Below are 25,575 nucleotides of genomic sequence, written 5' to 3' on the forward strand. Positions count from 1 at the left end.
AAGTGCACAAAAACCCATGAAGAAGAACGCAGTCATCGCCCTCGTGGGCGTGTCGATCGTCGCCGCCGCGGGATGGTGGTGGAGCGGCTCGGGCGAGCGCGCCGCGGCGAAGAGCGCCAAGGGGCCGGTCGCCGCGCCGACCGCGCTGGTCACGCTCGCCACCGCCGTGCGCCAGGACGTGCCGGTCACGGTGCAGGTCAACGGCAGCGTGGTCTCGCTCAACAGCGTGGACCTGCGACCGCAGGTGACCAACACGGTCGACGTGGTGCATGTGAAGGAAGGCCAGTTCGTGAAGCAGGGGCAGTTGCTCTTCACGCTCGACGACCGCAACGACCAGGCCAACCTGGCGCGCGCCCAGGCCCAGCAGAAGCGCGACGAGGCCACGCTGGCCGACCTGGATCGCCAGTACAAGCGCAGCCAGGAATTGCTGGCGCAGAACTTCATCTCCAAGAGCGCGACCGACGCCACGCTGTCGCAACTCGAGGCGCAGCGCGCGGCGGTCGCGGCCGACCGCGCCGCGGTGCAGTCGGCCCAGGTGGCGCTGAGCTACACCAAGCTGCATGCGCCGATCGCGGGCCGCATCGGCGCCGTCAACATCTACCCGGGCACGCTGGTGCAGCCCACGCTGTCGCTGGTCACGGTCACGCAGCTCGACCCGATCGCCGTGAGCTTCCCCGTGCCCGAGGCCAACCTGCAGGACCTGCTGGCCGCCGCGCGCACCCGCTCGCGCGTCGAGGCCGTGGTCACGGGCCGCAAGGACACGCTGCAGGGCACGCTCAACTTCGTCGACAACACGGTCGATCCGCAGATCGGCACCGTGCGCGCCAAGGCCGTGTTCGACAACGCCGACCAGAGCCTGTGGCCCGGCCAGTTCGTCGGCACCCGCATCACGGTGCGCACGCTCGAGGGCGTGACGGTGGTGCCGGCGGCGGCGCTGATGATGCTGCCCGAGGGCACCTCGCTCTACGTGGTCGACAAGGAACGCAACGCGAGCCGCCGCAAGGTGAAGACGCTGCACACCTTCGGCACCAAGGTCGCGGTCAGCGGCGTCGAGCCCGGCGAGCAGGTCGTGATCGAGGGCAGCCAGAACGTGCGGCCCAACGGCAAGGTGCGCATCGACGACAAGCCGCGCGGCGACGCGCCCGCGACCCCGGCCGCGCCCGGCGGCACCACGGGCGTGACGCCCGGCAGCGCGGCGTCGTCCGATGGCGTCGACATCCGCTCGACGCAGCGGGAACGCGCATGAACATTTCAGAGCTGTGCATCCGCCGTCCCGCGATGACGGTGCTGCTGTCCGCGGCCGTCGTGGTGGTGGGCATCTTCGCCTACTTCAGCATCCCGGTCGCGGCGCTGCCCAGCTACAACACGCCCGTCATCAACGTCAATGCGCAGCTGCCGGGCGCCAGTCCCGACACCATGGCGAGTTCGGTCGCGCTGCCGCTCGAGAAGCAGTTCTCGACCATCCCGGGCCTGCAGACCATCAGCTCGGTCAACACGCAGGGCGTGACCTCGCTCACGCTCGAGTTCGTCAGCAGCCGCGACATCGACGCCGCCGCGGTCGACGTGCAGGCCGCGCTCTTGCGCGCGCAGCGCCAGCTGCCGCAGGAGCTCACGCAGCTGCCCTCGTACCGCAAGGTCAACCCGGCCGATGCGCCGGTGCTGTTCATCGCGCTGATCTCGCCGTCGATGAACCCCTCGGAGCTCAACGACTACGCCGAGAACCTGATCTCGCCCACGCTCTCGACCATCGACGGCGTGGCACAGGTGGGCGTGTACGGCCGCAAGGCCTTCGCGGTGCGCATCAAGGCCAATGCCGACCTGCTCAACGCGCGCAACATCACGCTCGACGAGCTCGCGCGCGCGGTCAACTCGGCCAACGCCAACACGCCGGTCGGCGTGCTCGACGGCCCGCGCCAGACGCTGACCATCCAGGCCAACCAGCAGCTCACGCGCGCGGCCGACTTCGCCAAGCTGATCGTCGGCCAGCGCAACGGCGCACCGGTGCGGCTCGACGAGGTCGCGACCATCGAGGACAGCTTCGAGTCGGTCAAGACCGCCAGCAGCTTCAACGGCCAGAGCTCGATCTCGCTGGCCGTGCAGCGCCAGCCCAACGCCAACACGGTGCAGGTGGTCGACGCGGTGCGCGCGCTGATCCCGCGCTTCAAGGCCGAGCTGCCGCAGTCGGTCGAGATCCAGATGGTCAACGACCGCTCGCTGTCGATCCGCGAGGCGGTGCACGACGTGCAGCTCACGCTGCTGGGCACCATCGCGCTGGTGGTGCTGGTGATCTTCCTGTTCCTGCACCGGCTGGTCGCCACGCTGATCCCGGCCGCCACCATCCCGATCTCGCTGATCGGCGCGGTGGCGCTGCTCTATGCCTTCGGCTACAGCCTCGACAACGTCTCGCTCTTGGGCATCACGCTGGCCGTGGGCCTGGTGGTGGACGACGCCATCGTGGTGCTCGAGAACATCATGCGCTACGTCGAGAAGGGCATGGACCCGCTGGCGGCCTCGCTGCGCGGCGCGCGCGAGGTGGGCTTCACCATCGTCTCGATCTCGATCTCGCTGGTGGCGGTGTTCATCCCGATCTTCTTCATGCCGGGCGTGATCGGCCTCTTGTTCCACGAGTTCGCGGTGGTGGTGGCGCTGGCGGTGCTGGTGTCGGCCATCGTCTCGCTGACCCTGGTGCCGATGCTCGCGAGCCGGCTGCTCAAGCAGGTGCCGCGGCCCGAGGGCGGCGCGCGCCACGACCATGAGGAGGAGCATCCCGAGCCCGGCACCGCGATCGGCCGCGCCTTCGAGCGCGGCTACCGCTGGGTGCACGGCAGCTACATGCGCACGCTCGACTGGACTCTGGCGCACCGCGGGCTGATGCTGCTGATGGCCGGCGCCACCTTCGTCGTCACGGCCTGGCTGTTCATCACGATCCCCAAGGGCTTCTTCCCCGAGGAGGACATCGGCCAGATCCAGATCACGACCGAGGCCGCCGAGGACATCTCCTTCACCGCCATGAAGGCGCTGCAGGACCGCGTGTCCGACGCGCTGATGGCCGACCCCAGCGTCGACTACGTGAGCTCCTTCGTCGGCGTGGGCGGCCCCACCGCCACGCAGAACTCGGGCCGGCTGTTCGCGGTGCTCAAGGCGCGCAGCGAGCGGCCGAAGATGCCCAAGGTGCTCGAGTCGCTGCGCCAGCGCTTCCGCGAGATTCCCGGCATCGCCGTCTACATGCAGCCGGTGCAGAACCTGCGCCTGGGCGGGCGCCAGAGCAAGGCGCGCTTCCAGTACACGCTGCAGAGCGTGAATGCCGGCGAGATGGTGCCCTGGGCCACGCGGCTGATGGAACGCATGCGCGCCGACCCGGACTTCCGCGACGTCACCAGCGACTCGCAGAACCGCGGCCTGCAGGCGACGCTGAAGATCGACCGCGACAAGGCCGGCGTGCTCGGCGTGGCCGTGGGCGACCTGCGCACCGCGCTCTACAACGCCTATGGCGACCGCCAGATCGGCAGCATCTACGCGGCCAGCAACACCTACCAGGTGATCCTCTCGGCGTCCGACAACGACCGGCAGTTCGAGGACGACGTCTCGCGCCTGTCGGTGCGCAGCACCACCGGCCGGCTGGTGCCGCTGTCGGCCTTCTCGAGCATCGAGCGCACCGTGGGCCCGACCTCGGTCAACCACCAGGGCCAGCTGCAGGCGGTGACGGTGTCGTTCAACCTCGGGCCCGACGTGCCGCTGGGCAACGCCACCGCCAAGATCGACCGCTTCAAGGACGAGCTCAAGATGCCGCAGTCGATCATCACCACCTACGGGGGCGATGCCGCGGTGTTCCAGAGCTCGCAGTCCAGCCAGGCCGTGCTGCTGGTGCTGGCGGTGCTGGTCATCTACGTGCTGCTGGGCGTGCTCTACGAGAGCTACATCCATCCGATCACCATCCTCGCGGGCCTGCCCTCGGCGGCGGTGGGTGCGCTGATCTCGCTGAAGATCTTCGGCTTCGACCTCACGCTGATCGCGACCATCGGCATCCTGCTTTTGATCGGCATCGTGAAGAAGAACGCGATCATGATGATCGACTTCGCGCTCGACGCGCAGCGCACCGAGGGCCTGCAGCCGGTGGAGGCGATCCGCGAGGCCTGCCGGCTGCGCTTCCGCCCGATCCTGATGACCACGCTGGCCGCGCTGATGGGCGCGCTGCCGCTCGCGCTGGGCCTGGGCGCCGGTGCCGAGCTGCGCCAGCCGCTGGGCGTGGCGGTGGTGGGCGGGCTGATCTTCTCGCAGGTGATCACGCTCTACATCACGCCCGCGATCTACCTGGCGCTCGACCGCTACAGCGGCAGCGGGCCGATGGTCGACCTGCCGAAGGAAGCGCAGGCCGAGGTCTCGCACGCTTGAATGCGGGATCGGGATCGGGATCGGGATCGGGATCGGACAGCCGAACGCAGAAGGAAGACAAAAGCTACGCAGAAGTCGCAGAAGAGGAGACAAAGCGCTTTGGCTGTCCTTCTGCGACCTCTGCGAAACCTTCGCGACCTCTGCGTTCGGCTGCCCGCATTCCGGCTCAAGCCCGGCCTCGTCCCTGCCGCGCCGACGCGGGATCGAGGAACAGCTGGCGGAAGTAGTCGCGCAGCGCCGTCATCGCGGGCGAGAACTCCACGCCCTGCTTCCAGCCGAGCCCGATGTTCATCGTGGGGATCGGGTCGCGCAGGTTGATGGTCTCGATGCGCTTGCCCTCGAGCGACCACGGGCGGTAGACCATGTCCGACAGCACCGTCACTCCGCCGCCGTTGGCGACCGTGCTGCGCACCGCCTCCACCGAGCTGGTGCGCAGCCGCACCTTGGGCTGGTGCGGCGTGCGGCCCCAGTACTTGAGCGCGGTGGCCGCGGCCTCGTCGACCGTGAGCATGATGTAGGGCTCGGCCGCCACGTCGGCCAGCGTGACCTCGGCCTTGTCGAGCAGCGGATGCTTGGCCGGCACCCACAGCCGGCGCTGCGAGCCGAAGAAGGTCTCGAGCGAGAGCTCGCGCAACACCACGTTCGAGGTCAGCACCACGCCGAGGTCGTAGCGCCGCGTGATCAGTCCTTCCTCGATCGCCTCGCGCGCCACCTCGTGCACCTTCAGCGTGACCTGCGGATGCAGCTGCTCGAAGCGCTGCAGGTGGTGCGGCAGGAAGTAGCCCAGCACCGTGTAGCTCGCGGCGATGGTCAGCTCGCCCTGCACGGCGGCGTCCTCGTGCGGCATGCGCTGCGCCTCGTCGGCCGCGGCCAGCACCGCATAGGCATGGCTCAGGAAGCGGCGCCCGCCCTTGGTCAGTTCCACGCCGTGCGGATGGCGCTCGAACAGCTGCTGGCCCAGCATCTCCTCGAGCTCGCGGATCGCGGTGGTCACGGCCGACTGCGAGATGTTGAGCTGCAGCGCCGCGTGCGAGATGCGGCCCGCCTCGGCCACCGCCGAGAAGTACTTGAGCTGGCGAAGGGTCAGGGACATGGCGGGACTTCGGGGAGTGGATCGGTATCGGCAACGCGGGGCAGCCGGTGCATGGGTTGGTGAAAACCCGATACCGCGCGATCGAATGGCTCCAGCGTAGCAAGGCATGCGCCGCAACGCAGCATCTGTTTTTCAGATACCGAGTGCGCGGAAAACAATGCTTTTCAGTCTTTGGACCGCTCACTAATCTTCGGACCGTCCCGCCGCGCCGCGCCTTGGCTGCCACGGGACGCACAACGAACAAAGGCTGTCACACGTGAAGAAGAAGCGGATCGATCTGAACTCCGACATGGGCGAGGGCTTCGGCCCCTGGACCATCGGCGATGGCGTCGACGCGGAACTGATGCCGCTGATCAGTTCGGCCAACATCGCCACCGGCTTCCATGCCGGCGATCCGAACATCATGCGGCGCATGGTCGCGCTGGCGCGCGAGCACGGCGTGGGCATCGGCGCGCACCCGGGCTTTCGCGACCTCGTGGGCTTCGGTCGGCGCCACATCCAGGCGCCGGCCGAGGAACTGGTCAACGACATGGTCTACCAGCTCGGCGCGCTGCGCGAGTTCGCGCGGCTCGAGGGGCTGGCGCTGCAGCACATCAAGCCGCACGGCGCGCTCTACATGCATGCGGCGCGCGACGAGGCGCTGTCGCGCACGCTGGTCGAGGCGCTGCAGCGCATCGAGCCCGGCCTGCGCCTGTTCTGCATGGAGTCCTCGATCACCTGCCGCGTGGCGCGCGAGCTGGGCCAGCCGGTGGTGCGCGAGTTCTATGCCGACCGCGACTATGACCTGAGCGGCTCCATCGTCTTCACGCGCCGCGTCGGCGCGCTCGACCCCGAGGCGGTCGCGGCCAAGGTGCTGCGCGCCTGCACCGAGGGCACGGTGCGCACGGTCGAGGGCGAGGACCTGGCCATCGGCTTCGACTCGGTCTGCATCCACAGCGACACGCCCGGTGCGCTCGCGCTGGTGCAGGCCACGCGGCGCGCGCTGGCCGCGCATGGCATCGAGGTTGCAGGGCTCGCCGCGCAGGGCTGATCCCCTCTTTCCCTTCCCCGTTTTCCGTTCCGTTCCCAGGAGTGCATCCCATGTCCGCTACCCATGAAGTCCTGAGCCCGCTGCCGGGCACCTTCTACCGCCGCTCGGCGCCCGATGCGCCGCCGTTCAAGTCCGAGGGCGACACGGTGGCCGTGGGCGACGTGCTGGGCCTGGTCGAGGTGATGAAGCAGTTCAGCGAAGTCACGGCCGACGCGGCCGGTCGCCTGCTGCGCTTCGCGGTCGAGAACGCCGAGCCGGTCGATCCGGGCCAGCCGCTGGCCGTGATCGAGACCGCCTGAGGAAGACGACGCGATGACCGCTGCATTCGACAAGCTGCTGATCGCCAACCGCGGGGAGATCGCGGTGCGCGTGATCCGCGCCGCGCAGGAGCTGGGCCTGAAGACCGTCGCCGTCTACAGCGACGCCGACGCCCAGAGCCTGGCCGTGCAGATGGCCGACGAGGCCGTGCGCATCGGCCCGGCCCATGCCAGCAAGAGCTACCTGAGCGCCGACGCCATCCTGCAGGCCGCGGCCCACAGCGGCGCGGGCGCCGTGCATCCGGGCTACGGCTTCCTCTCGGAGAACGCAGACTTCGCGGCGCGCGTCGAGGCCGCGGGCCTGGTGTTCGTGGGCCCGACGCCGCATGCGATCCGCACCATGGGCGACAAGGCGGCCGCGCGCGCTGCCGCCATGAAGGCCGGCGTGCCGACCGTGCCCGGCAGCGCCGGCGTGGTGAGCGATGCCGGCGTGGCGGTCGAGCTCGCGCGCGACATCGGCTACCCGATCATGATCAAGGCCTCGGCCGGCGGTGGCGGGCGCGGCATCCGCGTGGCGCACGACGAGGCCGAGCTGCGCCAGCAGTTCGCCACCGCCACCGCCGAGGCGCAGGCCGCCTTCGGCAACGGCGAGGTCTACCTCGAGCGCTTCATCCGCAAGGCGCGCCACATCGAGGTGCAGATCCTCGGCGACGGCCAGCGCGTGGTGCACTGCTTCGAGCGTGAATGCTCGCTGCAGCGCCGGCGCCAGAAGGTGTGGGAAGAGGCGCCCTCGGCTGCCATCGATGCCGCCACGCGCGCCGCGCTGTGCGAATCGGCGCTGCGCCTCGCGAGCGCCGTGGCCTACCGCGGCGCGGGCACGCTCGAGTACCTCTACGACGACGACACGCGCGAGTTCTTCTTCATCGAGATGAACACCCGCATCCAGGTCGAGCATCCGATCACCGAGATGGTCACCGGCATCGACCTCGTGAAGGAGATGCTGCGCATCGCGCTGGGCCAGCCGCTGCGCCTGAAGCAGGAGGACATCCGGCTCGCCGGCGCCGCCATCGAGGTGCGCATCAACGCCGAGAACGCCGCGAAGAACTTCATGCCGAGCCCGGGCCTGGTGACGCGGCTCGCGGTGCCGGGCGGGCCCGGCGTGCGCTTCGACACCCTGATGTTCGCGGGCTGCAACGTGCCCGCCTACTACGACTCGCTGCTCGGCAAGCTGATCGTGCACGACAGCGACCGGGCCGCCGCGCTCGCGCGCATGCGCCGTGCGCTCGGCGAGCTGCGCGTGGAGGGCATCCACACCACCATCCCGCTGCACCGCGCGCTGTGCGACGACGCCGAGGTCGCGGCCGCGGCCTTCCACACCGGCTTCCTCGAGCAGTGGCTCGCGGCGAACCCGCTGGCGGAGCCCGCCGCTTCCGTCCCGACTCTCGAGAAGGTGCCCGCATGACCGCCGCCGCCATCCTCCCGGCCCAGGCCCGCTACAGCTTCGGCGGCGACGAGCACCTGTTCGTCGAGATCAGCGAATCGATGTCGCTGCCCGCCTTCTTCAAGGGCATGGCGATCTGCAACGAGCTGCGCCGCCGCGTGCAGGCCGGCGAGATCGCGGGCGTCACCGAGATCTGTCCGGCCAACGCGGCCTACCTGGTGCGCTTCGATCCCGACCTGATCGCGCCCGACGCGCTGCAGGCCGTGCTCGAGGGGATCGAGGCCGGCATCGGCGAGGCCGACCTGCGGCTTTCGACCCGCATCGTCGAGATCCCCGTGCTCTACAACGACCCGTGGACGCACGAGACCCTGATGCGCTTCCGTGAGCGCCACCAGGACCCGGCCAGCACCGACATCGAATACGCCGCGCGCATCAATGGCCTCGATTCCGTCGATGCCTTCATCGCCGCGCATTCGGGCGCGCCGTGGTTCGTCTCCATGGTGGGCTTCGTGGCCGGGCTGCCCTTCCTGTTCCAGATGGTCGAGCGCGAGCGCCAGCTCGAGGTGCCCAAGTACCTGAGCCCGCGCACCGACACGCCGCGGCTCACCTTGGGCCACGGCGGCTGCTTCAGCTGCATCTACTCGGTGCGCGGGGCCGGCGGCTACCAGATGTTCGGCGTCACGCCGGCGCCGATCTTCGATCCGGCCCAGCGCCTGCCCTACCTCAAGGAGCTGATGGTGTTCTTCCGCCCCGGCGACATCGTCAAGTGGAAGCCGATCGACCGCGCCGAGTACGACCGCCAGGTGGCGCAGGTGGAGGCCGGCGACTACGCCTTGCGCATCGCGCCGGTGTCGTTCTCGCTGCAGGAATTCCTGGCCGATCCCGACGGCTACAACCAACAGCTGCTGAAGGTGCTCCATGGCGATTGAAGTGCTCAAGCCCGGCCTCGCGACCAGCGTGCAGGACGCGGGCCGTCCCGGCTACTACCACCTGGGCATTCCGCTGTCGGGCGCGCTCGACCAGCAGGGCCTGGTGCTGGCCAACCTGCTGGTGGGCAACGACGAGGGCGCGGCCGTGATCGAGAGCACGCTGCTCGGGCCCGAGCTGCGCTTCGATGCGCCCGCCGTGGTGGCGGTGACGGGCGCGCAGGCCAAGGTCAAGCTCAATGGCGCCGAGAGGCCGCGCAACGAAGCCTTCGCGGTGCAGGCCGGCGACGTGCTCGGCTTCGACTTCATGCTGCTGGGCGCGCGCATGTGCATCGCGGTGGCCGGTGGCATCGACGTGCCGCTGGTGCTCGGCAGCCGCTCGACCTACGGCCTCGGCGCCTTCGGTGGCTTCGAGGGCCGCAAGCTGCTGGCCGGCGACCGGCTGCCCGTGGGCACGCCCTCGGCGCGCGCGCGGCCCGGGCGTGGCGTGGCGGCGGAGCTGCTGCCGGTGCTCGCCAAGGAGGTGACGCTGCGCGTGCTGCCCGGCATCTACTTCCACCGGCTGCAGCAGGACTCGGTGCGCAGCTTCTTCGCCGACACCTGGAGCGTGGGCTCGGAGGCCGACCGCATCGGCTACCGCTACAAGAACGGCACGCCGCTGAAGTTCATCGAGCGCACGCCGCCCTTCGGCGCGGGCGCCGATCCGTCGAACATCGTCGATGCCGGCTATCCCTACGGCTCGATCCAGGTGCCGGGCGGGCGCGAGCCGATCATCCTGCACCGCGACGCGGTCTCGGGCGGCGGCTACGCGATGGTCGGCACGGTGATCAGCGCCGACATGGACCTGATCGCCCAGATGCAGCCCAACCACAAGGCCCGCTTCGTCGCGGTCGACATGGCGCAGGCGCTGGCCGCGCGCGCCGAGCGACGACGGCGCATCGAGCGCCTGCGCGCCGCGCTCGCCGACTGAGCGCCCGGGCGGCAAGGCCGCCCACCCCTTCCTTTTCTTCCCCGTTGCCACCTAGGAGTTCTTCATGAACAGCTTGCCCCTGCGCGTTTCATTGACCGCCGCCGCCTTCGCCGCCACCGTGCTGTGGCACGGCGGTGCTTCGGCCGCCGACTGGTTTCCCTACAAGGCCGAGGCCACCGAGCCCGCCTTCTCGGCCGAGGGCACGAAGAAGCCCATCGACTACGTGCCGCTGCCCAAGGCCTCGAAGAAGTGGGACCTCTGCGTGTCGTTCCCGCACATGAAGGACGCCTACTGGCTCGGCGTGGACTACGGCGTGATCGAGGAGGCCCGGCGCCAGGGCGTGAAGCTGCAGGTGGCCGACGCGGGCGGCTACACCAACCTCGGCAAGCAGGTCTCGCAGATCGAGGACTGCGTGGCGCGCGGCGCCAACGCGGTGATCATCGGCGCGATCTCGGGCGACGGGCTGAACAACGTCATCAAGGCCACGGCCGCGAAGAAGGTGCCGGTGATCGACCTGGTCAACGGCATCAACTCGCCCGACCTCTCGGCCAAGTCGCTGGTGTCCTTCCACACCATGGGCCAGTCGACCGGTGCCTACCTCGCGAAGAAGCATCCGGCCGGTTCGCCGCCGGTCAAGGTCGGCTGGTTCCCGGGCCCGGCCGGCGCGGGCTGGGTCGAGGCCGCGCACAAGGGCTTCATGGAGGCGGTCAAGGGCAGCGCGGTGGTGGTGCTCGATCCGAAGTACGGCGACACCGGCAAGGAAGCGCAGAGCAAGCTGATCGAGGACGTGCTGCAGGCCAACCCCGACCTGGCCTACGTGGCGGGCACGGCGGTCACGGCCGAGGCCGCCACCGGCATCCTGCGCTCGCGCAACCTCGACAAGAAGGTGCAGGTGCTGTCCTTCTACATGACGCCGGGCGTCTACGAGGGCATCCAGCGCGGCCGCATCGTGGCGGCGCCGGCCGACTCGATGGTGATCCAGGGCCGCATCGCGGTCGACCAGGCGGTGCGCCTGCTCGAGGGCAAGGAGGTCGCGAAGCACGTGGGCCCGAAGATCTTCGTGGTCGACAGCAGCAACATCCAGAGCGTGAAGCAGGCCGACATCCTGCCGCCGACCGGCTTCAAGCCGGTGTTCGAGGCCAAGTAGGCCCGCGATGCCACCCCTGCTGCAGACCCGCGGACTCGGCAAGCGCTATCCGGGCGTGCTGGCGCTCGACGGCGTGGACTTCGAGCTGCGCGCGGGCGAGGTGCACGTGCTGTTCGGCGAGAACGGCGCCGGCAAGTCGACGCTGATCTCGCTGCTGGCCGGCGCCAATGTGCCGAGCGCCGGCGAGATCCGGCTGCGCGGCGAGCCGGTGCGCTTCGCGAACGTGCACGAGGCGCGGCGCCACGGCATCAGCGCGGTGTTCCAGGAGTTCTCGCTGATCCCCACGCTGTCGGTGGCGCAGAACCTGAGCCTCGGCGAGGAGCCGCGCCGCGGCGGACTGCTCGACCGCGGCGCGCTGCGCGAACGCGCCCGCGCGATGCTGGCCGACCTGGGCTTCGCGATCGACGTCGATGCGCCCGTGGCCGGCCTCACGCGCGCGCAGCAGCAGATGGTGGAGATCGCCAAGGGCCTGCGCGGCGAGGTCTCGGTGCTGATCCTCGACGAGCCCACGGCCTCGCTGACCGATGCCGAGACGCAGCGCCTGTTCGAGCTGGTGGCGCGGCTGCAGGCGCGCGGCGTGGGCATCGTCTACATCTCGCACCGCATGCAGGAGATCGCGCGGATCGCCGACCGCATCACGGTGCTGCGCGACGGCCGCCAGGTCACGACGGTCGAGGCGCGCGAGACCGATGCCGACCGCCTGATCGAGCTGATGAGCGGGCGTGCCATCGAACAGGTCTATCCGCGCATCGCCTTTGCGCCGGGCGAGACGGTGCTCGAGGTCGAGGGCCTGCATTCGCCCAACGGCGTGCGCGGCGCCAGCCTCACGGTGCGGCGCGGCGAGGTGGTCGGGCTGGCCGGCCTCGTGGGCTGCGGCAAGTCGGAGCTGTTTCGCGCGGTCTGCGGGCTCGACCCGGTGAGCGCGGGCCGCGTGCTGTTCAAGGGTCAGCCGCGCACCGGCGCCAGGGTGCGCCGGCTGCTCGACGAGGGCCTGTTCTACCTGCCGCCCGACCGCAAGGGCGAGGGGCTGGTGCTGGGCTTCAGCTCGCGCGCCAACATCACGCTGCCGCTGGTGCACGGCCCGCTGCGCGGCCACGGCGGCTGGCTGCGCAAGCGGCTCGGGCGCCGGCTGTCGACGGCCGCGGCCGAGCGCGTGGAGCTCGCGCCGCGCAACCTCGAGCGGCCGGTGGCGCTGCTGTCGGGCGGCAACCAGCAGAAGGTGCTGTTCGGCAAGGGCATGACGCGCGACGCCGCGCTCTACGTGTTCGACGAGCCCACGGTGGGCGTCGACATCGGCACCCGCAGCGCGCTCTACCAGGTGATCCGCAAGCTCTGCGAAGGCGGCGCGGCGGTGGTCGTGATCTCCTCCGACCTGCCCGAGGTGCTGCACCTGAGCCGCCGTGTCTACGTGATGTGCCGCGGCGAGATCGCCGGCGAGCTGCAGGGCGACGCCATCGGCGAGACCGCCGTGCTCAATCTCTTCTTCGGTTCCAGCGAGAACAACAAGCCATGACTTCGTCTTCCTCCGTCGCCACCGCCGTGCCTTCGGCACCGGGGCCCGCCGGCCGCGCGCTGGCCCTGCTGCGCGCCCTGTTCCTGCGCCTGGGCGTGCTGCCCTTCATGCTGGCGATCGCCTTCGTGGTGTTCGGCACCCTGTCGGACCAGTTCCTCACGGTGCAGAACCTGGTGAACCTGCTGCGCCAGTCGGTCTACCTGATCCTGGTGGCCATGGGCCAGATGCTGGCGCTGGTGACCGGCGGCTTCGACCTCTCGGTCGGCACCGTGATGGCGATCACCTCGGTGGTGGCGGCGCTGGCCATGCAGTTCTTCGGCGCCGCGCTGCCCGACGCCGCCTGGCTGGCCATTGCCCTGGGCTGCGCCTGCGGCATGCTGGCCGGGCTCGCGGTGGGACTGGTCAACGGCATCGGCGTGGCCTTCATCGGCGTCTCGCCCTTCATCGTCACGCTGGGCGTGCAGTCGATCGGCTTCGGCCTGGCGCTCTACCTCACGGGCGGCGTGCCGGTGTCGGGGCTGCCCGCGGGCTTCAGCGAGCTGTTCGGCTTCGGCACGCTGCTGGGCGTGCCGGTGCCGATCTGGGTCACGGCGGCCTGCGTGGCGGCCATGGGCGTGCTGATGGGCCGCATGCCGACCGGCACCCACCTGCTGGCCGTGGGCGGCAATGCCAAGGCCGCGGCGCTGTCGGGCATCGACACCCGGCGCGTGCTGCTCGTGGCCTACCTGCTGTGCGCGGGCCTCGCGGCCGTCAGCGGCCTGCTGCTGACCGCGCGCGTCGAGACCGGCGAGGCCAACCTCGGCGGCACCGTGGCGCTGGAATCGATCGCGGCCTGCGTGATCGCCGGCGTGAGCCTGCGCGGCGGCATGGGCCGGGTGCCGAACGTGGTGATGGGCGCGATCTTCATCGGCCTGGTGCAGAACGGCATGAACCTCGCGAGCGTGGGGTCGTACCTGCAGATGGTGGTGCTGGGCGCGCTGCTGATCGTGGCGGTGGTGGCCGACCAGCTGCGCCACCGGATGGTGGCGCCCGGCTCGCATTGACCTAGTTGGCGAACTCGTCGCGCGGCCCGCCCTCGGCCGCGAGGTGCGAGATGTCGCTCCAGCCCACGAGGCTGAAGCCCTCGCTGCTCCACAGCATGCGGTTGATGGCCGCGTTGCCGAGCTGCCAGGTGCGCGGCGCCTGCAGCTCCTGGCGCGTGGCGGCGCGGTAGAGCACGTCCATCACGCCGCCGTGCGCGACCAGCGCCACCAGCTCGCCCGTGTGGCGCGAGGCCAGGTCGGCGGCCACGCGCGTGATGCGCTCGCGGAACACCAGCAGGCTCTCTCCGCCCTCGGGTTCGAACTCGGGATCGCGCTCGCGCCAGCGCCTGGCCTGCTCGGGCAGCTCGGCCTCGATCTCGGCGAAGCTCATGCCCTCGAAGCGGCCGAAGGCGCGCTCGCGCAGGCCGGGTTCGGGCCGGACCTCGAGGCCGTGCGGTTTGGCGATCTCGAGCGCGGTCTGCCAGGCGCGCGAGAGGTCGCTGGCGTAGATGACGGCCAGCGGTTCGTCGGCCAGCGCCTGTCCCACGCGCTGGGCCTGCCAGAGCCCGGTGGCATTGAGCCCGATGTCGAGCTGGCCCTGGATGCGCGTGTCGACGTTCCAGGCGGTTTCGCCATGGCGAACGGCGATCAGGCGGGTGAGGTCTTCCATGGTCGAAATTCTAGGAGGGCGGCATTTCGGATCGTGCCGCCGCTCCAGGCCCGAGGCGGGCCCTTACTGTTGCTTCTTCGCCGTGGGCAGCTCGATGTTGACGCGCCGCACGCCCTCGGGCGGCTTCGGGAAGCCCTGCAGCGCGGCCTGGAACATCACCGGCAGCACCGCCGCGCTCGCGGTGTAGGGGCCGTCGTTGCGCGCGCGGGTCTCGTAGACCACGCGGTTGCTGCCGAGCTCGCGCAGCACCACGCCGACCTCGCGCTCGTACCAGGGGTTGGAGGCCTGCGGAATGATCGGCGCGCCATACCAGCCGCCGCCGTACCAGCGCCGGCCGTAGCCGTAGGGGCCGTAGCCATAGCCATAGCCGAAGGGGCCGTCCCAGAGCCAGGGATCGGCCCAGGGCGACAGCGTGGTGGTCACGCGGGCGCTGATCTGCGCCGTGTAGCGCGGGTTGGCGTCATCGCGGCGCAGGCCGACCTGCTCGAGCGCGGCGGCGGCCATGGCCTCGAGCGAGGCCTGGCGCTCGCCGTTGGCCTGCTGCGAGGGCAGGCGCTCGAAGCGGTAGGTGGCGCCGGCGGGAACGGTGTCGATGGCGGAGAAGCTCTTCACGTCGCTGTCGACCACCCAGGAGGTGGCGCAGCCGGACAGGGTTGCTACCAAAAGAAGAGCAAAAAAGGCGCGTTTCATGAGGGTCTCCGGGCCGGTGGGGCCCCAAATTCCCCTGGGTAGCCGGATCAGCCCTGGACGATGCGCAGGGCGGCGGGTGCCTGGGAGAGCGGGTCGAAGGAGGGCGCGTCGAAGGCCTTGTCGCCGTTCTCGTCGGCCACGCCCGTCGGCTTCAGACCCTTGAAGTCGTGCAGCGTTCCGTCGAGCAGGTGCGAAGGCACCACGTTCTGCATCGCGCTGAACATGTTCTCGATGCGCCCCGGGTACTTGCGCTCCCATTCGCGCAGCATCTCGCCGACCTGCTTGCGCTGCAGGTTCTCCTGGCTGCCGCACAGCGTGCACGGAATGATCGGGAACTTGCGGTGCTGGGCCCAGCGCACCAGGTCCTTCTCGGCCACGTAGGCCAGCGGCCGGATCACCACGTGGCGGCCGTCGTCGCTCACCAGCTTCGGCGGCATGCTCTTGAGCTTGGCCGCGAAGAACATGTTGAGGAAGAAGGTCTGCAGCATGTCGTCGCGGTGGTGGCCCAGCGCGACCTTGGTGGCGCCCAGCTCGTCGGCCACGCGGTAGAGGATGCCGCGGCGCAGCCGGCTGCACAGGCCGCAGGTGGTCTTGCCCTCGGGGATCACGCGCTTGACGATGCTGTAGGTGTCCTGGTTCTCGATGTGGAAGGCCACGCCGAGATCGCTCAGGTACTTCGGCAGCACTTCCTCGGGGAAGCCGGGCTGCTTCTGGTCGAGGTTGACCGCGACGATGTCGAAGTGGATCGGCGCGCGGGCCTTGAGCTTGAGCAGGATGTCGAGCAGGCCGTAGCTGTCCTTGCCGCCCGACACGCAGACCATGACCTTGTCGCCTTCCTCGATCATGTTGTAGTCGACGATGGCGCGGCCCACCTCGCGGCACAGGCGTTTCTCGAGCTTGTGCGTTTCGCGCTCGATCTTCATCGAGTTGGCGGGCGGGGCAAGGGCGTCGGCGACGGGCGCCTCGTCGATCCAGACGGCGTTCATGGCAAAAGGGCTGCCCGGGGCAGCAAAAAACGGGGGAAGGGGGCGATTTTGCCCCGGATCACCATTCCCCGGCTTCGATGCGGATCGCGACCTCGCAGTCCTCGAAGATCTCGAGCTTGGCGATCTTCACGCGCACGCCCAGCACGCCGGGCAGCTGCAGCAGGCGCTGCGCGAGCTTGCCGATCAGGCTTTCGAGCAGGTTCACGTGCTCGGCCGTGCACTCGTCGATGATGATCCGGCGCACCTTGCGGTAGTCGAGCACGTGGAAGATGTCGTCGTCCTTGGGCAGCAGCGGCTGCGGGCCGAGGTTGAGTTCGGCATCGACCTGGATCGGCTGCGGCGCGACCTTTTCTTGCTCGAGGATGCCGAGGTTGGCGTCGAAGCGCAGGCCGTTGAGGGTGAGCGTCTGGCGCCCGAGGGGGGTGGTGGGTGACATCGGGTGGGGCTCGAAAAAGGGTGCCGCGGGCGGCGGGTTCAGCTCACATGTGCGAGAAATCGCGCTCGAACTTCATCAGGTGCTGGCCGCCGTCCACCAGCAGCGTGGTGCCGGTGATCGAGCCGTTCTCGAGCGCGAAGCGCACGGTGGCGGCCACGTCGGCCGGCGTGGACGAGCGCCCCAGCGGCGACAGCTTGTGCAGCTGCGCGAACTTGTCGTCGTCGTGCATGTGGCTCGGCAGCGTGAGGCCGGGCGCCACGCCCACCACGCGCACGCGCGGCGCGAGCGCCAGCGCCAGCATCGGCGTGGCGGCCTCGAGCGCGGCCTTGGAGAGCGTGTAGCTGAGGAAATCGGGGTTGGTGTTCCACAGCTTCTGGTCGAGCATGTGGACCACCGCGCCGGTGAGCGTGCCTTCCGGGTCGCGCTGCGCGAGGTGCGCGTGCAGCGCCTGCGCCAGCACGATCGCGGCCCCCGTGTTGCCGCGCGCATGGCGGTCCATCAGCGCGTAGCTGAAGCTGGCCGCGTCGTCGTGCTCGAACAGCGCGGCGCTGTGCACCACCGCGTCGACCCGGCCGAAGTGCGCCGCCACCTGCGGCAGCAGCGCGCGCGTGGCGGCCTCGTCGAGCAGATCGGCGCCGAAGGCATGGGCCTCGCCCGCGAGCGCGGCGCAGTCGGCCACCGTCTGCTCGGCCTCGGCGCGCGACTGGCGGAAATGCACCGCCACGCGCCAGCCGCCCGCGGCCAGCGCCAGCGCGATCTCGCGCCCCAGCCGCTTGCCCGCGCCCGTGACGAGGACGGTGCGGCGCTCGGGGGCCGGGGCGGTGGAGGAGGGCGCGGCGCTCATGCGGAAGGTGGGGGCTGGAGGATGCGAGGAGAATCGGTGCCCGTGACGACACAGACCCACAGCAGTTTACCCATCGCCCTCGACACCCTGATCGCCCGTGCCGTCGAGCGCGCCGGCGGCTGGATCGGCTTCGACCGCTTCATGGCGCTCGCGCTCTATGCGCCGGGGCTCGGCTACTACGCCAACAGCCTCGCCAAGTTCGGCCAGATGCCCGAATCGGGCAGCGACTTCGTGACCGCGCCCGAGCTCACCCCGCTGTTCGGCCGCGCGCTGGCCGCGCAGCTGGCCGAGGCGCTCGAGAAGACCGGCACCACCACGGTGTGGGAATTCGGCGCCGGCTCGGGCGCGCTCGCCGCCCAGTTGCTCGACGCGCTCGATGCCCTGGGCCGCGGCGACGTGAACTACCGCATCGTCGACCTCTCGGGCACCCTGCGCGCGCGCCAGCAGCAGGTGCTGGCGCGCTTCGGCGACCGCGTCGAATGGCGGCTCGAATTGCCCGCGGCGATGCAGGGCGTGGTGGTCGGCAACGAGGTGCTCGACGCGATGCCGGTGCAACTGCTCGCGCGCCACGGCGGGCGCTGGTTCGAGCGCGGCGTGGTGCGCAATGCGGCCGGCGACGGCTGGGCCTGGGCCGACCGCGAGACCGAGCTGCGGCCGCCGGTCGAGGTGCCGGGCGAGCACGACTACCTGACCGAGATCCATCCCCAGGCCAAGGCCTTCGTCGCGACCCTGGCGGACCGGCTCGAGCGTGGGGCCGCCTTCTTGATCGACTACGGCTTTCCCGAGAGCGAGTACTACCACCCGCAGCGGCACATGGGGACGGTGATGTGCCATCGGGCGCATCGGGCGGATGGGGATCCGCTGTCCGACGTGGGGTTGAAGGACATCACTGCTCACGTTGACTTCACGGGGGTGGCGTTGGCTGGGCAGGAGGCGGGGTTGGCTGTGTTGGGGTATGCGAGTCAGGCGCGCTTTCTGTTGAACTGCGGGCTGGTTTCTTTGATGGAGACGGCTTCTGTGGGGGAGAGGGCTATGGGGGCTCGGCTGGTGCATGAGCATGAGATGGGGGAGTTGTTCAAGGTGGTGGGGTTTGCTGTGGGTGATGCTTGGGAGGCTGTTGGGTTTAGTGAGGGGGATCGGAGTCATACGCTCTGATTCTTTTGCGGCTGTTGACTTTGGGTAGGTTGTCGGCCGGGACTCGCCCCGGCGGGCGAGTCACTTTCTTTTGCTTCGCCAAAAGAAAGTAACCAAAGAAAAGGCGACCCACTGTCTGCGACCCCTGCGCTTCGCTCCGGGGCAACCTGCGGTGCTCGCGTTTCGCGGGGTCTCGCAGAACTCGCTCCACTGTGTTCCGCTCAAACAGCTGCGAGCCCTTATCCGCGAAACGCTGCGCTCCTCGGCGCAGCCAGAGGGGTGGGGCGGGCCATCGCTGCGCTCGGCCACAGATACCCCAACGGGCCTTCGCTTCGCTCGGCCTCAGTGAAAGATCCAGGGCCTCTGCATACGCACTCACCACACAAGGACGCGCCACGGCGCGTTGACCCTAGTCCCCTCTGGCTGTGCCGAGGAGCGCAGGAGAAAGCGGGATAAGGGCCGCAGCTGTCTGAGCGGAGCGCAGCGCAGCGAGTTCTGCGGACCCCCGCTTTCTCCGAGCACCGCAGGTTGCCCGCAGCGAAGCGGAGGGACACAGACAGCGGGGTCGCCTTCTCTTTGGTTACTTTCTCTTGGCGAGACAAGAGAAAGTGACTCGCCCGCCGGGGCGAGACCCGGCCAACGGCCTAAGCAGAGAGAAAAACCCCAAAAAACACCCAGAGCAGTCATAAGCATTCAACGAAGAGTTCGTTGCCCAACCCCCCATCCCCGCCTACATTGCGGCACATGAGCCAAGTCCTCGTCCCCGAGCGCACCCAATCCTTCGAGATCCGCCCCTTCCCCGCCCCCGTAGGCGCCGAAGTCATCGGCCTCGACATCGCGCGCCCCATCCCGGAAGAAGACTTCGCCCGCATCCACCGCGCCCACCTCGACCACCACGTCCTGGTCTTCCGCAACCAGCAGATCACCCCCCAGCAGCACATCGACTTCAGCCGCCGCTTCGGCCCGCTCGAGATCCACGTCCTGCACCAGTTCCAGCTCAAGAACCATCCCGAGATCCTCATCGTCTCCAACATCAAGGAGAACGGCGAGCCCATCGGCCTCGGCGACGCGGGCGTCTACTGGCATTCCGACATCTCCTACAAGCCCAAGCCCAGCCTCGGCTCCCTGCTGCACGCGCAGGAACTGCCGAGCGAGGGCGGCGACACGCTGTTCGCCGACCAGCACCTGGCCTGGGAAGCGCTGCCGAGCGACCTGCAGCAGCGCATCCTGCCGCTCAAGGCCGAGCACAGCTACCTCGCCAAGTACGAGGAACTGCGCGCCAAGAATCCGTGGCGGCCCAAGCTCTCGCAGGCGCAGATCGACCAGGTTGCGCCCGCGGTGCAGCCGGTGGTGCGCACGCATCCCGAGACCGGGCGCAAGGCGCTGTTCGTCAGCGAGCACTTCACCACCCGCATCGTCGGCCTGCCCAAGGAAGAAAGCGATGAACTCCTGTCCGAGCTGTTCGCGCACAGCGTGAAGCCCGAATTCGTCTACCGCCACCAATGGGCGCCCCATGACCTCGTGTTCTGGGACAACCGCTCGCTGATGCACCTGGCGGCGGGCACGCCCGACCACCTGCGCCGCCGGCTCAACCGCACCACCATCGTGGGCGACGAGCCCCGATAGACCGACCACCTCCGCAGACGAACGTCCTCGACGGACCGGCGACGCCGGGTCCGCGCGGAGCGCTGCACCCCGAATTTCTTCCCTTGGAGTCCTTCCCGCCATGAACCGCTTCACCCGCCAGGCCGCATCCCTCGTCGCCGGCCTCGGCCTCCTGGCCGGCAGCCTCGCCGCGCACGCCGAAGGCCAGATCCGCATCGCCGAGCAGTTCGGCATCGTCTACCTGCTGCTCAACGTGGCGCAGGACCAGAAGCTGATCGAGAAGCACGCGAAGGCCGCGGGCGTCGACGCCAAGGTCGAATGGGTCAAGCTCTCGGGCGGCTCGGCGGTCAACGACGCGCTGCTGTCGGGCAACATCGAGATCGCGGGCGCGGGCGTCGGCCCGCTGCTCACGCTGTGGGACCGCACCAAGGGCAAGCAGAACGTCAAGGGCGTGGCCTCGCTGGGCAACTTCCCCTACTACCTGGTGAGCAACAACCCGAACGTGAAGACCATCGCCGACTTCACGGACAAGGACCGCATCGCGCTGCCCGCGGTCGGCGTGTCGGTGCAGTCGCGCGTGCTGCAGTTCGCCTCGGCCAAGCTCTGGGGCGACAAGGAGTTCAACAAGCTCGACAAGATCAGCGTGGCGCTGCCGCATCCCGACGCGGCCGCGGCCATCATCAAGGGCGGCACCGAGATCACGGCCCACTTCGGCAACCCGCCGTTTCAGGAGCAGGAGCTCGCGGGCAACCCCGCGGCGCACATCGTGCTGAACTCCTACCAGGTGCTGGGCGGCCCCTCGTCGGCCACGGTGCTCTACGCCACCGAGAAATTTCGCAACGAGAACCCCAAGACCTACAAGGCCTTCATCGACGCGCTCGACGAGGCCGCGAAGTTCGTCAGTGCCAATCCCGAGAAGGCGGCCGACATCTACCTCAAGGTCAGCAACGCCAAGCTCGACCGCGAGCTGCTGCTGAAGATCATCAAGAACCCCGAGGTGCAGTTCAAGACCACGCCGCAGAACACCTACGCGCTGGCCGACTTCATGCACCGCGTGGGCGCGATCAAGAACAAGCCGGCCTCGGTGAAGGACTACTTCTTCGACGACGCGCACAACGCCTCGGGCAACTGATGAGCACGGCGGCGGTGCTGGATTCGCGGGCCGATGCCCTGGCCCACCGGCAGCGGGTGGCGCCCGCGGCCGGGTCCTCCTTCCCGGAGCTGGCACGCGACGAGGCGCGCGCGCAGGAGGCCGCGGCGGCGCTGCTGCAGGTCGACGGTGTCAGTCTCGAGTACCGCACGCCCGAGCGCGTGGTGCGCGCCACGCACCGCGTGAGCTTCGACGTGCACCAGGCCGACCGCTTCGTGCTGCTCGGCCCCTCGGGCTGCGGCAAGTCGACCCTGCTGAAATCGGTCGCGGGCTTCATCGCGCCGGTCGAGGGCGAGATCCGGCTGGCCGGCGAGCGCGTGCTGCGGCCCGGGCCCGACCGCATCGTGGTGTTCCAGGAGTTCGACCAGCTGCCGCCGTGGAAGACCGTCCGGCAGAACGTGATGTTCCCGCTGCTGGCCTCGCGCACGCTGGGCCGCAAGGAGGCGGCCGAGCGCGCGCTGCACTACCTCGACAAGGTGGGCCTCGCGAAATTCGCCGACGTGCATCCGCACCAGCTCTCGGGCGGCATGAAGCAGCGCGTGGCGATCGCGCGCGCGCTCGCGATGCAGCCGCGCGTGCTGCTGATGGACGAGCCCTTCGCCGCGCTCGATGCGCTCACGCGCCGGCGCATGCAGCAGGAGCTGCTGGCGCTGTGGGACGAGGTGCGCTTCACGCTGCTGTTCGTCACCCACTCGATCGAGGAGGCGCTGGTGGTGGGCAACCGCATCGCGCTGCTGTCGCCGCATCCCGGGCGCATGCGCGCCGAGATCAACAGCCACGGCTTCACGCTCGACAGCCTCGGCGGCACCGAGTTCCAGCAGACCGCGAAACGCATCCACGACATGCTGTTCGACGAAGCACACGACACCGAGGCCGGCCGATGAGCGCGATCCTTCCCCCCGTGCGCCCCGAGTACGAGCGCACGCTCGAACCCTTCACCGAGCTGCCGGTCGAGCGCCGGCTGCCGCTGGGCGCGCGCCTGGCCTCGCAGGCCTGGCTGCGCAAGGGCCTGATCCTGGTCGCGATCGCGCTGCTGTGGGAGCTGGCAGCGCGCTGGCAGGACAACGACCTGCTGCTGCCCACCTTCAGCGCCACCGCGCGCGCGCTGGTCGAGGGCCTGGCCAGCGGCGAGCTGCTCGAGAAGGTGCGCATCTCGCTCGCGGTGCTGGTGCAGGGCTATCTCGCGGGCGTGGTGCTGGCCTTCGCGCTGACCACGCTCGCGGTGTCGACGCGCATCGGCCGCGACCTGCTGGACACGCTGACCTCGATGTTCAACCCGCTGCCCGCGATCGCGCTGCTGCCGCTGGCGCTGCTGTGGTTCGGCCTGGGCCGCGGCAGCCTGGTGTTCGTGCTGATCCACTCGGTGCTGTGGCCGCTGGCGCTCAACACCTATGCGGGCTTCCAGGGCGTGCCCGAGACCCTGCGCATGGCCGGGCGCAACTACGGCCTCACGGGCCTGCGCTACGTGCTGCAGATCCTGGTGCCGGCCGCGCTGCCGTCGATCCTCTCGGGGCTCAAGATCGGCTGGGCCTTCGCCTGGCGCACGCTGATCGCGGCCGAGCTGGTGTTCGGCGCCTCCTCGGGCAAGGGCGGGCTGGGCTGGTACATCTTCCAGAACCGCAACGAGCTCTACACCGACCGCGTGTTCGCGGGCCTGGTCATGGTGGTGCTGATCGGACTGCTGGTCGAGAGCCTGGGCTTCAAGACGCTCGAGCGCCTGACGGTGCGCAAGTGGGGCCAGCAGCGCTGACCGACCGTGCTCAGCCGGCCTTGGCGCCGCCCTTCTTCGCCTCCTCGCGCAGGCTGTGCAGCTCGGCGCGCAGGAACTCGCCCGATTCCTTGATCGCGCCGCCGCCGAGCTTCACGCGGTAGGCCTGGCCGGTCATCTCCGAGCGCGTGGCGCAGCGCTCGATGAAGTCCTCGGCGGTCACGATCTCCTTCTTGAAGTGCTCGTACTTGGCCTGCATGTGCTTGGCGGCCTCGGTGGCGTTGTACTCGCTGCCGTTGCGCAGGAAGGTCATCGAGCCCATCTTCGCCACGCGCTGGATCAGCGTGTCGATCAGCCGGTGTTCCGATTCGGACGGGGTGGCGTGGGCGAAGGCGGCGGCGGTGCCGAGCAGGGCCGCGAGCAGGGCGCGGCGCAGGGGCTGGAAGCTGGTCATGTCGTCTCCGCTTGGCAATTTTCGGGCCATGCTAGGACGGCGTGTCGTGCCGGTCAAACCCCGGGCCGATCCAAGTTCGGCCTGGACCTCGGCGCAAGGTCGGGTCTAATCCGGGGTTCGCGGCGCCCTGCCGCTTTGCCCGCAGTCCTTTGCCATGAGCACTTCCAACGCCGATCTCCCGAGCCTCGCGCAGGCGCTGGCCGACGCCGCCGCCGCCCAGTCGATGCGCCATTTCCGCACCCCGCTGGACATCATCACCAAGGCCGACGAGAGCCCGGTCACGCTGGCCGACCGCGCGGCCGAGACCGCCATGCGCGAACTGCTGGCGCAGCGCGCGCCGGCCGACGGCATCTACGGCGAGGAGCACGGCGCCGAGCGCCTGGAGGCCGAGCGCGTCTGGGTGCTCGACCCGATCGACGGCACCCGCAGCTTCATCACCGGCTCGCCGCTGTGGGGCACGCTGATCGGCGTGCTGCAGGGTGGGCGCGTGGTGTTCGGCATGGTCGACATGCCGGTGCTGAAGGAACGCTGGGTCGGCCAGGCCGGCGTGGGCGCCACGCGCGACGGCCAGCCGGTGCATGCGAGCGCCTGCACGGAGGTCGCCAAGGCGCGCATCGTCACAACCTCGCCCGACATCTTCGCGCCCGCCGACTGGCAGGCCTTCGACCGGCTGAGCCGCCAGTGCGCGATGCGCCGCTTCGGCGGCGACTGCTACGGCTATGCCCAGCTCGCGGGCGGCACCATCGACCTGGTGGTCGAGACCGGCCTGCAGCCCTACGACTACCTCGGCCCGGCCGGGCTGATCGAGGCCGCGGGCGGCGTGATCACCGATTGGGAAGGCCGGCCGCTGGGGCTGAAGTCCGATGGCCGCGTGATCGCGGCGGCCACACCCGAACTTCACCGACAAGCACTGGCCGTGCTCCAGGGCTAGACTGGTTTCATGCTTCGCTGGCTGATCGTCGTCGTCCTGGCGCTGGTGCTCATGAGCGGCCTGACCGCCTGGCTGCGCCGCTTCGGCTTCGGACGACTGCCCGGCGATTTCGAGTTCCGCGCCTTCGGCCGCGAATGGCAACTGCCGATCGCGAGCACGGTGGTGCTCAGCATGATCGCGGCGCTGGTGGCGCGGCTGCTGTAGCTCCGGCAACGCCGGATTTCACGAAGGAAGACAACCGCAATGAGAGCCTGCGTCGATATCGGTGGCACCAAGGTGGCCGTGAGCCTTTCCGCGTCGAGCGATGCACCGCTGATCGGGCGGCGCAGCGAGCCCACCGCGAAGACCGGCGACAACGACGCGGTGGCGCTGCAGATCATCCGCATGATCGATGCCATCTGCGCCGAGCAGAACGTCGACCCCGCGAGCATCGAGCGCGTGGGCGTGTCCTCGACCGGCCCCTTCGAACTGCGCGACGGCAAGGTCGAGCTCGCCACGCCCAACATCTGCGGCGGCATCGCCGGCCCGGCGCGCGGCCTGCCCAACGACTGGATGACGGCGGTGGTCGAGGCGCCGCTCGCGCAGCGCTACGGCTGGGTGCGGGTCGAGAACGACGCCGTGGCCGCGCTCGAGGCCGAGCGCCACTGGGGCGCGCTGCAGGGCTTCGACCATTGCGCCTACGTCACCTGGAGCACCGGCGTGGGCGTGGGCCTGTGCGTGGACGGCCGCGCGCTGCGCGGCAAGAACGGCAACGCGGGCCATGCGGGCCACAGCTTCGTGGCCGACGACGGCAGCGGCGCGCTCTGCGGTTGCGGCAACATCGGCGACGTCGAGGCGCTGGTGGCCGGCAACTCCATCGACCGTCGCTTCGGCCGGCCCGCGCCCGACCTGTTCGCCGCCGCCTCGGCCGGCGAGCGGCATGCGCTCGAGGTGGTCGACGCGCTGTGCCGCGTCATGGGCCGCCTGCTCTACAACCTGGTCGCCACGCTCGACCTGCAGCGCATCAGCCTCGGCGGCAGCGTGTTCCTGCACCACAGCGACTTCCTGCTGCCGCGGCTGCAGGCGCAGATCGACGGCCGGCTGCTGCCGCTGACGCGCGGCGTCGAGCTGGTGCGCGCGGGCCTGGGCGACAAGATCGGCGACTACGCGGCGCTCGCGCTGCTCGACTGAACGCCA

Annotated in this window: 25 protein-coding genes; 18 read left to right on the forward strand and 7 right to left on the reverse strand. The window is 69.7% G+C overall.

All coding sequences use genetic code 11. The features are described from left to right. Positions 1–16: 16 nt before the first annotated feature. Both BM109_RS34820 and BM109_RS34825 read left to right on the forward strand, forming a co-directional pair. Positions 17–1,246, forward strand: a complete 1,230-nt coding sequence (locus BM109_RS34820; RefSeq protein WP_093353492.1) for an efflux RND transporter periplasmic adaptor subunit — start codon at positions 17–19, stop codon at positions 1,244–1,246. Beyond that, positions 1,243–4,392 (forward strand): efflux RND transporter permease subunit, encoded by a 3,150-nt coding sequence (locus tag BM109_RS34825; RefSeq protein WP_093353495.1) that lies wholly within the window; start codon positions 1,243–1,245, stop codon positions 4,390–4,392. Before BM109_RS34820 ends, BM109_RS34825 begins: the two co-directional genes overlap by 4 nt. 166 nt (positions 4,393–4,558) lie before the next feature. On the opposite strand, the gene BM109_RS34830 is transcribed toward BM109_RS34825, so the two are convergent. Then, positions 4,559–5,485 (reverse strand): LysR family transcriptional regulator, encoded by a 927-nt coding sequence (locus BM109_RS34830; RefSeq protein WP_057591119.1) that lies wholly within the window; start codon positions 5,483–5,485, stop codon positions 4,559–4,561. Positions 5,486–5,741: 256 nt separating this feature from the next. Between BM109_RS34830 and BM109_RS34835 the strand changes: the two genes are divergently transcribed. The 8 genes from BM109_RS34835 (at position 5,742) to BM109_RS34870 (ending at position 13,812) form a co-directional block, all read left to right on the forward strand. Further along, a complete protein-coding gene (locus BM109_RS34835) occupies positions 5,742–6,515 on the forward strand; it encodes a 5-oxoprolinase subunit PxpA (RefSeq protein ID WP_093353498.1) in 774 nt (257 codons plus the stop codon). Between the two features lie 50 nt (positions 6,516–6,565). Beyond that, complete coding sequence (locus tag BM109_RS34840; protein WP_057591117.1) at positions 6,566–6,814, forward strand: acetyl-CoA carboxylase; 249 nt, start codon at positions 6,566–6,568, stop codon at positions 6,812–6,814. Between the two features lie 13 nt (positions 6,815–6,827). Then, entirely contained in the window at positions 6,828–8,234 is a 1,407-nt protein-coding gene (locus tag BM109_RS34845) for an acetyl-CoA carboxylase biotin carboxylase subunit (protein WP_093353501.1), read from the forward strand. Further along, a complete protein-coding gene (locus tag BM109_RS34850; RefSeq protein ID WP_093353503.1) occupies positions 8,231–9,142 on the forward strand; it encodes a 5-oxoprolinase subunit B family protein in 912 nt (303 codons plus the stop codon). The genes BM109_RS34845 and BM109_RS34850 overlap by 4 nt, the downstream gene beginning before the upstream one ends. After that, on the forward strand, positions 9,132–10,109 hold the full coding sequence (locus tag BM109_RS34855; RefSeq protein WP_057591114.1) for a 5-oxoprolinase subunit C family protein: 978 nt from the start codon (positions 9,132–9,134) through the stop codon (positions 10,107–10,109). The genes BM109_RS34850 and BM109_RS34855 overlap by 11 nt, the downstream gene beginning before the upstream one ends. Positions 10,110–10,173: 64 nt before the next feature. After that, positions 10,174–11,256: a TMAO reductase system periplasmic protein TorT gene (torT, locus tag BM109_RS34860; protein ID WP_093353506.1), complete on the forward strand. Its 1,083-nt coding sequence runs from the start codon at positions 10,174–10,176 to the stop codon at positions 11,254–11,256. 7 nt (positions 11,257–11,263) lie between these two features. Further along, positions 11,264–12,769 carry a sugar ABC transporter ATP-binding protein gene (locus BM109_RS34865; protein ID WP_093353508.1) on the forward strand — a complete coding sequence of 502 codons (1,506 nt, stop codon included), beginning with the start codon at positions 11,264–11,266 and terminating at the stop codon, positions 12,767–12,769. Beyond that, a complete protein-coding gene (locus tag BM109_RS34870) occupies positions 12,766–13,812 on the forward strand; it encodes an ABC transporter permease (RefSeq protein WP_082321632.1) in 1,047 nt (348 codons plus the stop codon). Before BM109_RS34865 ends, BM109_RS34870 begins: the two co-directional genes overlap by 4 nt. 1 nt (position 13,813) lies before the next feature. Here the strand turns inward: BM109_RS34870 and BM109_RS34875 are convergent, their stop codons facing one another. The 5 genes from BM109_RS34875 to BM109_RS34895 all read right to left on the reverse strand — a co-directional run bounded on the left by BM109_RS34875 (position 13,814) and on the right by BM109_RS34895 (position 17,417). Further along, a complete protein-coding gene (locus BM109_RS34875) occupies positions 13,814–14,461 on the reverse strand; it encodes a histidine phosphatase family protein (protein WP_093353511.1) in 648 nt (215 codons plus the stop codon). 63 nt (positions 14,462–14,524) lie between these two features. Further along, positions 14,525–15,151, reverse strand: coding sequence for a membrane lipoprotein lipid attachment site-containing protein (locus BM109_RS34880; protein WP_093353514.1), 627 nt, complete (start codon positions 15,149–15,151; stop codon positions 14,525–14,527). Positions 15,152–15,198: 47 nt separating this feature from the next. Next, on the reverse strand, positions 15,199–16,137 hold the full coding sequence (gene ttcA / locus BM109_RS34885; protein WP_093353517.1) for a tRNA 2-thiocytidine(32) synthetase TtcA: 939 nt from the start codon (positions 16,135–16,137) through the stop codon (positions 15,199–15,201). 58 nt (positions 16,138–16,195) lie between these two features. Next, positions 16,196–16,573, reverse strand: a complete 378-nt coding sequence (locus tag BM109_RS34890; RefSeq protein ID WP_057591108.1) for a dihydroneopterin aldolase — start codon at positions 16,571–16,573, stop codon at positions 16,196–16,198. A gap of 43 nt (positions 16,574–16,616) precedes the next feature. After that, positions 16,617–17,417, reverse strand: a complete 801-nt coding sequence (locus BM109_RS34895; RefSeq protein ID WP_093353521.1) for an SDR family oxidoreductase — start codon at positions 17,415–17,417, stop codon at positions 16,617–16,619. Between the two features lie 21 nt (positions 17,418–17,438). Here BM109_RS34895 and BM109_RS34900 point away from each other — a divergent pair, with 21 nt between their 5' ends. The 5 genes from BM109_RS34900 to BM109_RS34920 all read left to right on the forward strand — a co-directional run bounded on the left by BM109_RS34900 (position 17,439) and on the right by BM109_RS34920 (position 23,056). After that, positions 17,439–18,572 (forward strand): class I SAM-dependent methyltransferase, encoded by a 1,134-nt coding sequence (locus BM109_RS34900; protein ID WP_093353524.1) that lies wholly within the window; start codon positions 17,439–17,441, stop codon positions 18,570–18,572. A 723-nt stretch (positions 18,573–19,295) separates the two neighbouring features. Continuing rightward, a complete protein-coding gene (locus BM109_RS34905; protein WP_093353526.1) occupies positions 19,296–20,177 on the forward strand; it encodes a TauD/TfdA dioxygenase family protein in 882 nt (293 codons plus the stop codon). Positions 20,178–20,277: 100 nt separating this feature from the next. After that, positions 20,278–21,288, forward strand: coding sequence for an ABC transporter substrate-binding protein (locus tag BM109_RS34910; RefSeq protein ID WP_093353529.1), 1,011 nt, complete (start codon positions 20,278–20,280; stop codon positions 21,286–21,288). Continuing rightward, a complete protein-coding gene (locus BM109_RS34915; protein ID WP_256222977.1) occupies positions 21,288–22,190 on the forward strand; it encodes an ABC transporter ATP-binding protein in 903 nt (300 codons plus the stop codon). The genes BM109_RS34910 and BM109_RS34915 overlap by 1 nt, the downstream gene beginning before the upstream one ends. Further along, the gene (locus tag BM109_RS34920) at positions 22,187–23,056 is read left to right on the forward strand and encodes an ABC transporter permease (RefSeq protein WP_093353531.1); all 870 of its coding nucleotides are present in this window, start codon (positions 22,187–22,189) and stop codon (positions 23,054–23,056) included. Before BM109_RS34915 ends, BM109_RS34920 begins: the two co-directional genes overlap by 4 nt. Positions 23,057–23,066: 10 nt before the next feature. Here BM109_RS34920 and BM109_RS34925 read toward each other — a convergent pair whose 3' ends face one another. Then, on the reverse strand, positions 23,067–23,468 hold the full coding sequence (locus tag BM109_RS34925) for a DUF5329 family protein (protein ID WP_093353534.1): 402 nt from the start codon (positions 23,466–23,468) through the stop codon (positions 23,067–23,069). Positions 23,469–23,622: 154 nt separating this feature from the next. On the opposite strand from BM109_RS34925, the gene hisN reads away from it, so the two are divergent. The 3 genes from hisN to BM109_RS34940 are packed head-to-tail and all read left to right on the forward strand — an operon-like array spanning position 23,623 to position 25,569. Continuing rightward, positions 23,623–24,399: a histidinol-phosphatase gene (hisN, locus tag BM109_RS34930; RefSeq protein ID WP_093353548.1), complete on the forward strand. Its 777-nt coding sequence runs from the start codon at positions 23,623–23,625 to the stop codon at positions 24,397–24,399. Between the two features lie 9 nt (positions 24,400–24,408). Continuing rightward, a complete protein-coding gene (locus tag BM109_RS34935) occupies positions 24,409–24,603 on the forward strand; it encodes a DUF2905 domain-containing protein (protein ID WP_019654592.1) in 195 nt (64 codons plus the stop codon). Between the two features lie 39 nt (positions 24,604–24,642). After that, entirely contained in the window at positions 24,643–25,569 is a 927-nt protein-coding gene (locus BM109_RS34940; RefSeq protein WP_093353550.1) for an ROK family protein, read from the forward strand. Positions 25,570–25,575: the final 6 nt, after the last annotated feature.

It is taken from the genome of Variovorax sp. PDC80 (assembly GCF_900115375.1).
In the GTDB taxonomy this organism is placed as follows: domain Bacteria; phylum Pseudomonadota; class Gammaproteobacteria; order Burkholderiales; family Burkholderiaceae_C; genus Variovorax.

What these genes read in the sequence shown, in the direction of transcription:
- BM109_RS34820 (WP_093353492.1), top strand. Translation starts at nt 17, where the DNA reads ATGAAGAAGAACGCAGTCATCGCCCTCGTGGGCGTGTCGATCGTCGCC.
- BM109_RS34825 (WP_093353495.1), top strand. Translation starts at nt 1,243, where the DNA reads ATGAACATTTCAGAGCTGTGCATCCGCCGTCCCGCGATGACGGTGCTG.
- BM109_RS34830 (WP_057591119.1), bottom strand. Translation starts at nt 5,485, where the DNA reads ATGTCCCTGACCCTTCGCCAGCTCAAGTACTTCTCGGCGGTGGCCGAG.
- BM109_RS34840 (WP_057591117.1), top strand. Translation starts at nt 6,566, where the DNA reads ATGTCCGCTACCCATGAAGTCCTGAGCCCGCTGCCGGGCACCTTCTAC.
- BM109_RS34845 (WP_093353501.1), top strand. Translation starts at nt 6,828, where the DNA reads ATGACCGCTGCATTCGACAAGCTGCTGATCGCCAACCGCGGGGAGATC.
- BM109_RS34850 (WP_093353503.1), top strand. Translation starts at nt 8,231, where the DNA reads ATGACCGCCGCCGCCATCCTCCCGGCCCAGGCCCGCTACAGCTTCGGC.
- BM109_RS34855 (WP_057591114.1), top strand. Translation starts at nt 9,132, where the DNA reads ATGGCGATTGAAGTGCTCAAGCCCGGCCTCGCGACCAGCGTGCAGGAC.
- torT (WP_093353506.1), top strand. Translation starts at nt 10,174, where the DNA reads ATGAACAGCTTGCCCCTGCGCGTTTCATTGACCGCCGCCGCCTTCGCC.
- BM109_RS34865 (WP_093353508.1), top strand. Translation starts at nt 11,264, where the DNA reads ATGCCACCCCTGCTGCAGACCCGCGGACTCGGCAAGCGCTATCCGGGC.
- BM109_RS34870 (WP_082321632.1), top strand. Translation starts at nt 12,766, where the DNA reads ATGACTTCGTCTTCCTCCGTCGCCACCGCCGTGCCTTCGGCACCGGGG.
- BM109_RS34875 (WP_093353511.1), bottom strand. Translation starts at nt 14,461, where the DNA reads ATGGAAGACCTCACCCGCCTGATCGCCGTTCGCCATGGCGAAACCGCC.
- BM109_RS34880 (WP_093353514.1), bottom strand. Translation starts at nt 15,151, where the DNA reads ATGAAACGCGCCTTTTTTGCTCTTCTTTTGGTAGCAACCCTGTCCGGC.
- ttcA (WP_093353517.1), bottom strand. Translation starts at nt 16,137, where the DNA reads ATGAACGCCGTCTGGATCGACGAGGCGCCCGTCGCCGACGCCCTTGCC.
- BM109_RS34890 (WP_057591108.1), bottom strand. Translation starts at nt 16,573, where the DNA reads ATGTCACCCACCACCCCCCTCGGGCGCCAGACGCTCACCCTCAACGGC.
- BM109_RS34895 (WP_093353521.1), bottom strand. Translation starts at nt 17,417, where the DNA reads ATGAGCGCCGCGCCCTCCTCCACCGCCCCGGCCCCCGAGCGCCGCACC.
- BM109_RS34900 (WP_093353524.1), top strand. Translation starts at nt 17,439, where the DNA reads ATGCGAGGAGAATCGGTGCCCGTGACGACACAGACCCACAGCAGTTTA.
- BM109_RS34905 (WP_093353526.1), top strand. Translation starts at nt 19,296, where the DNA reads ATGAGCCAAGTCCTCGTCCCCGAGCGCACCCAATCCTTCGAGATCCGC.
- BM109_RS34910 (WP_093353529.1), top strand. Translation starts at nt 20,278, where the DNA reads ATGAACCGCTTCACCCGCCAGGCCGCATCCCTCGTCGCCGGCCTCGGC.
- BM109_RS34915 (WP_256222977.1), top strand. Translation starts at nt 21,288, where the DNA reads ATGAGCACGGCGGCGGTGCTGGATTCGCGGGCCGATGCCCTGGCCCAC.
- BM109_RS34920 (WP_093353531.1), top strand. Translation starts at nt 22,187, where the DNA reads ATGAGCGCGATCCTTCCCCCCGTGCGCCCCGAGTACGAGCGCACGCTC.
- BM109_RS34925 (WP_093353534.1), bottom strand. Translation starts at nt 23,468, where the DNA reads ATGACCAGCTTCCAGCCCCTGCGCCGCGCCCTGCTCGCGGCCCTGCTC.
- hisN (WP_093353548.1), top strand. Translation starts at nt 23,623, where the DNA reads ATGAGCACTTCCAACGCCGATCTCCCGAGCCTCGCGCAGGCGCTGGCC.
- BM109_RS34935 (WP_019654592.1), top strand. Translation starts at nt 24,409, where the DNA reads ATGCTTCGCTGGCTGATCGTCGTCGTCCTGGCGCTGGTGCTCATGAGC.
- BM109_RS34940 (WP_093353550.1), top strand. Translation starts at nt 24,643, where the DNA reads ATGAGAGCCTGCGTCGATATCGGTGGCACCAAGGTGGCCGTGAGCCTT.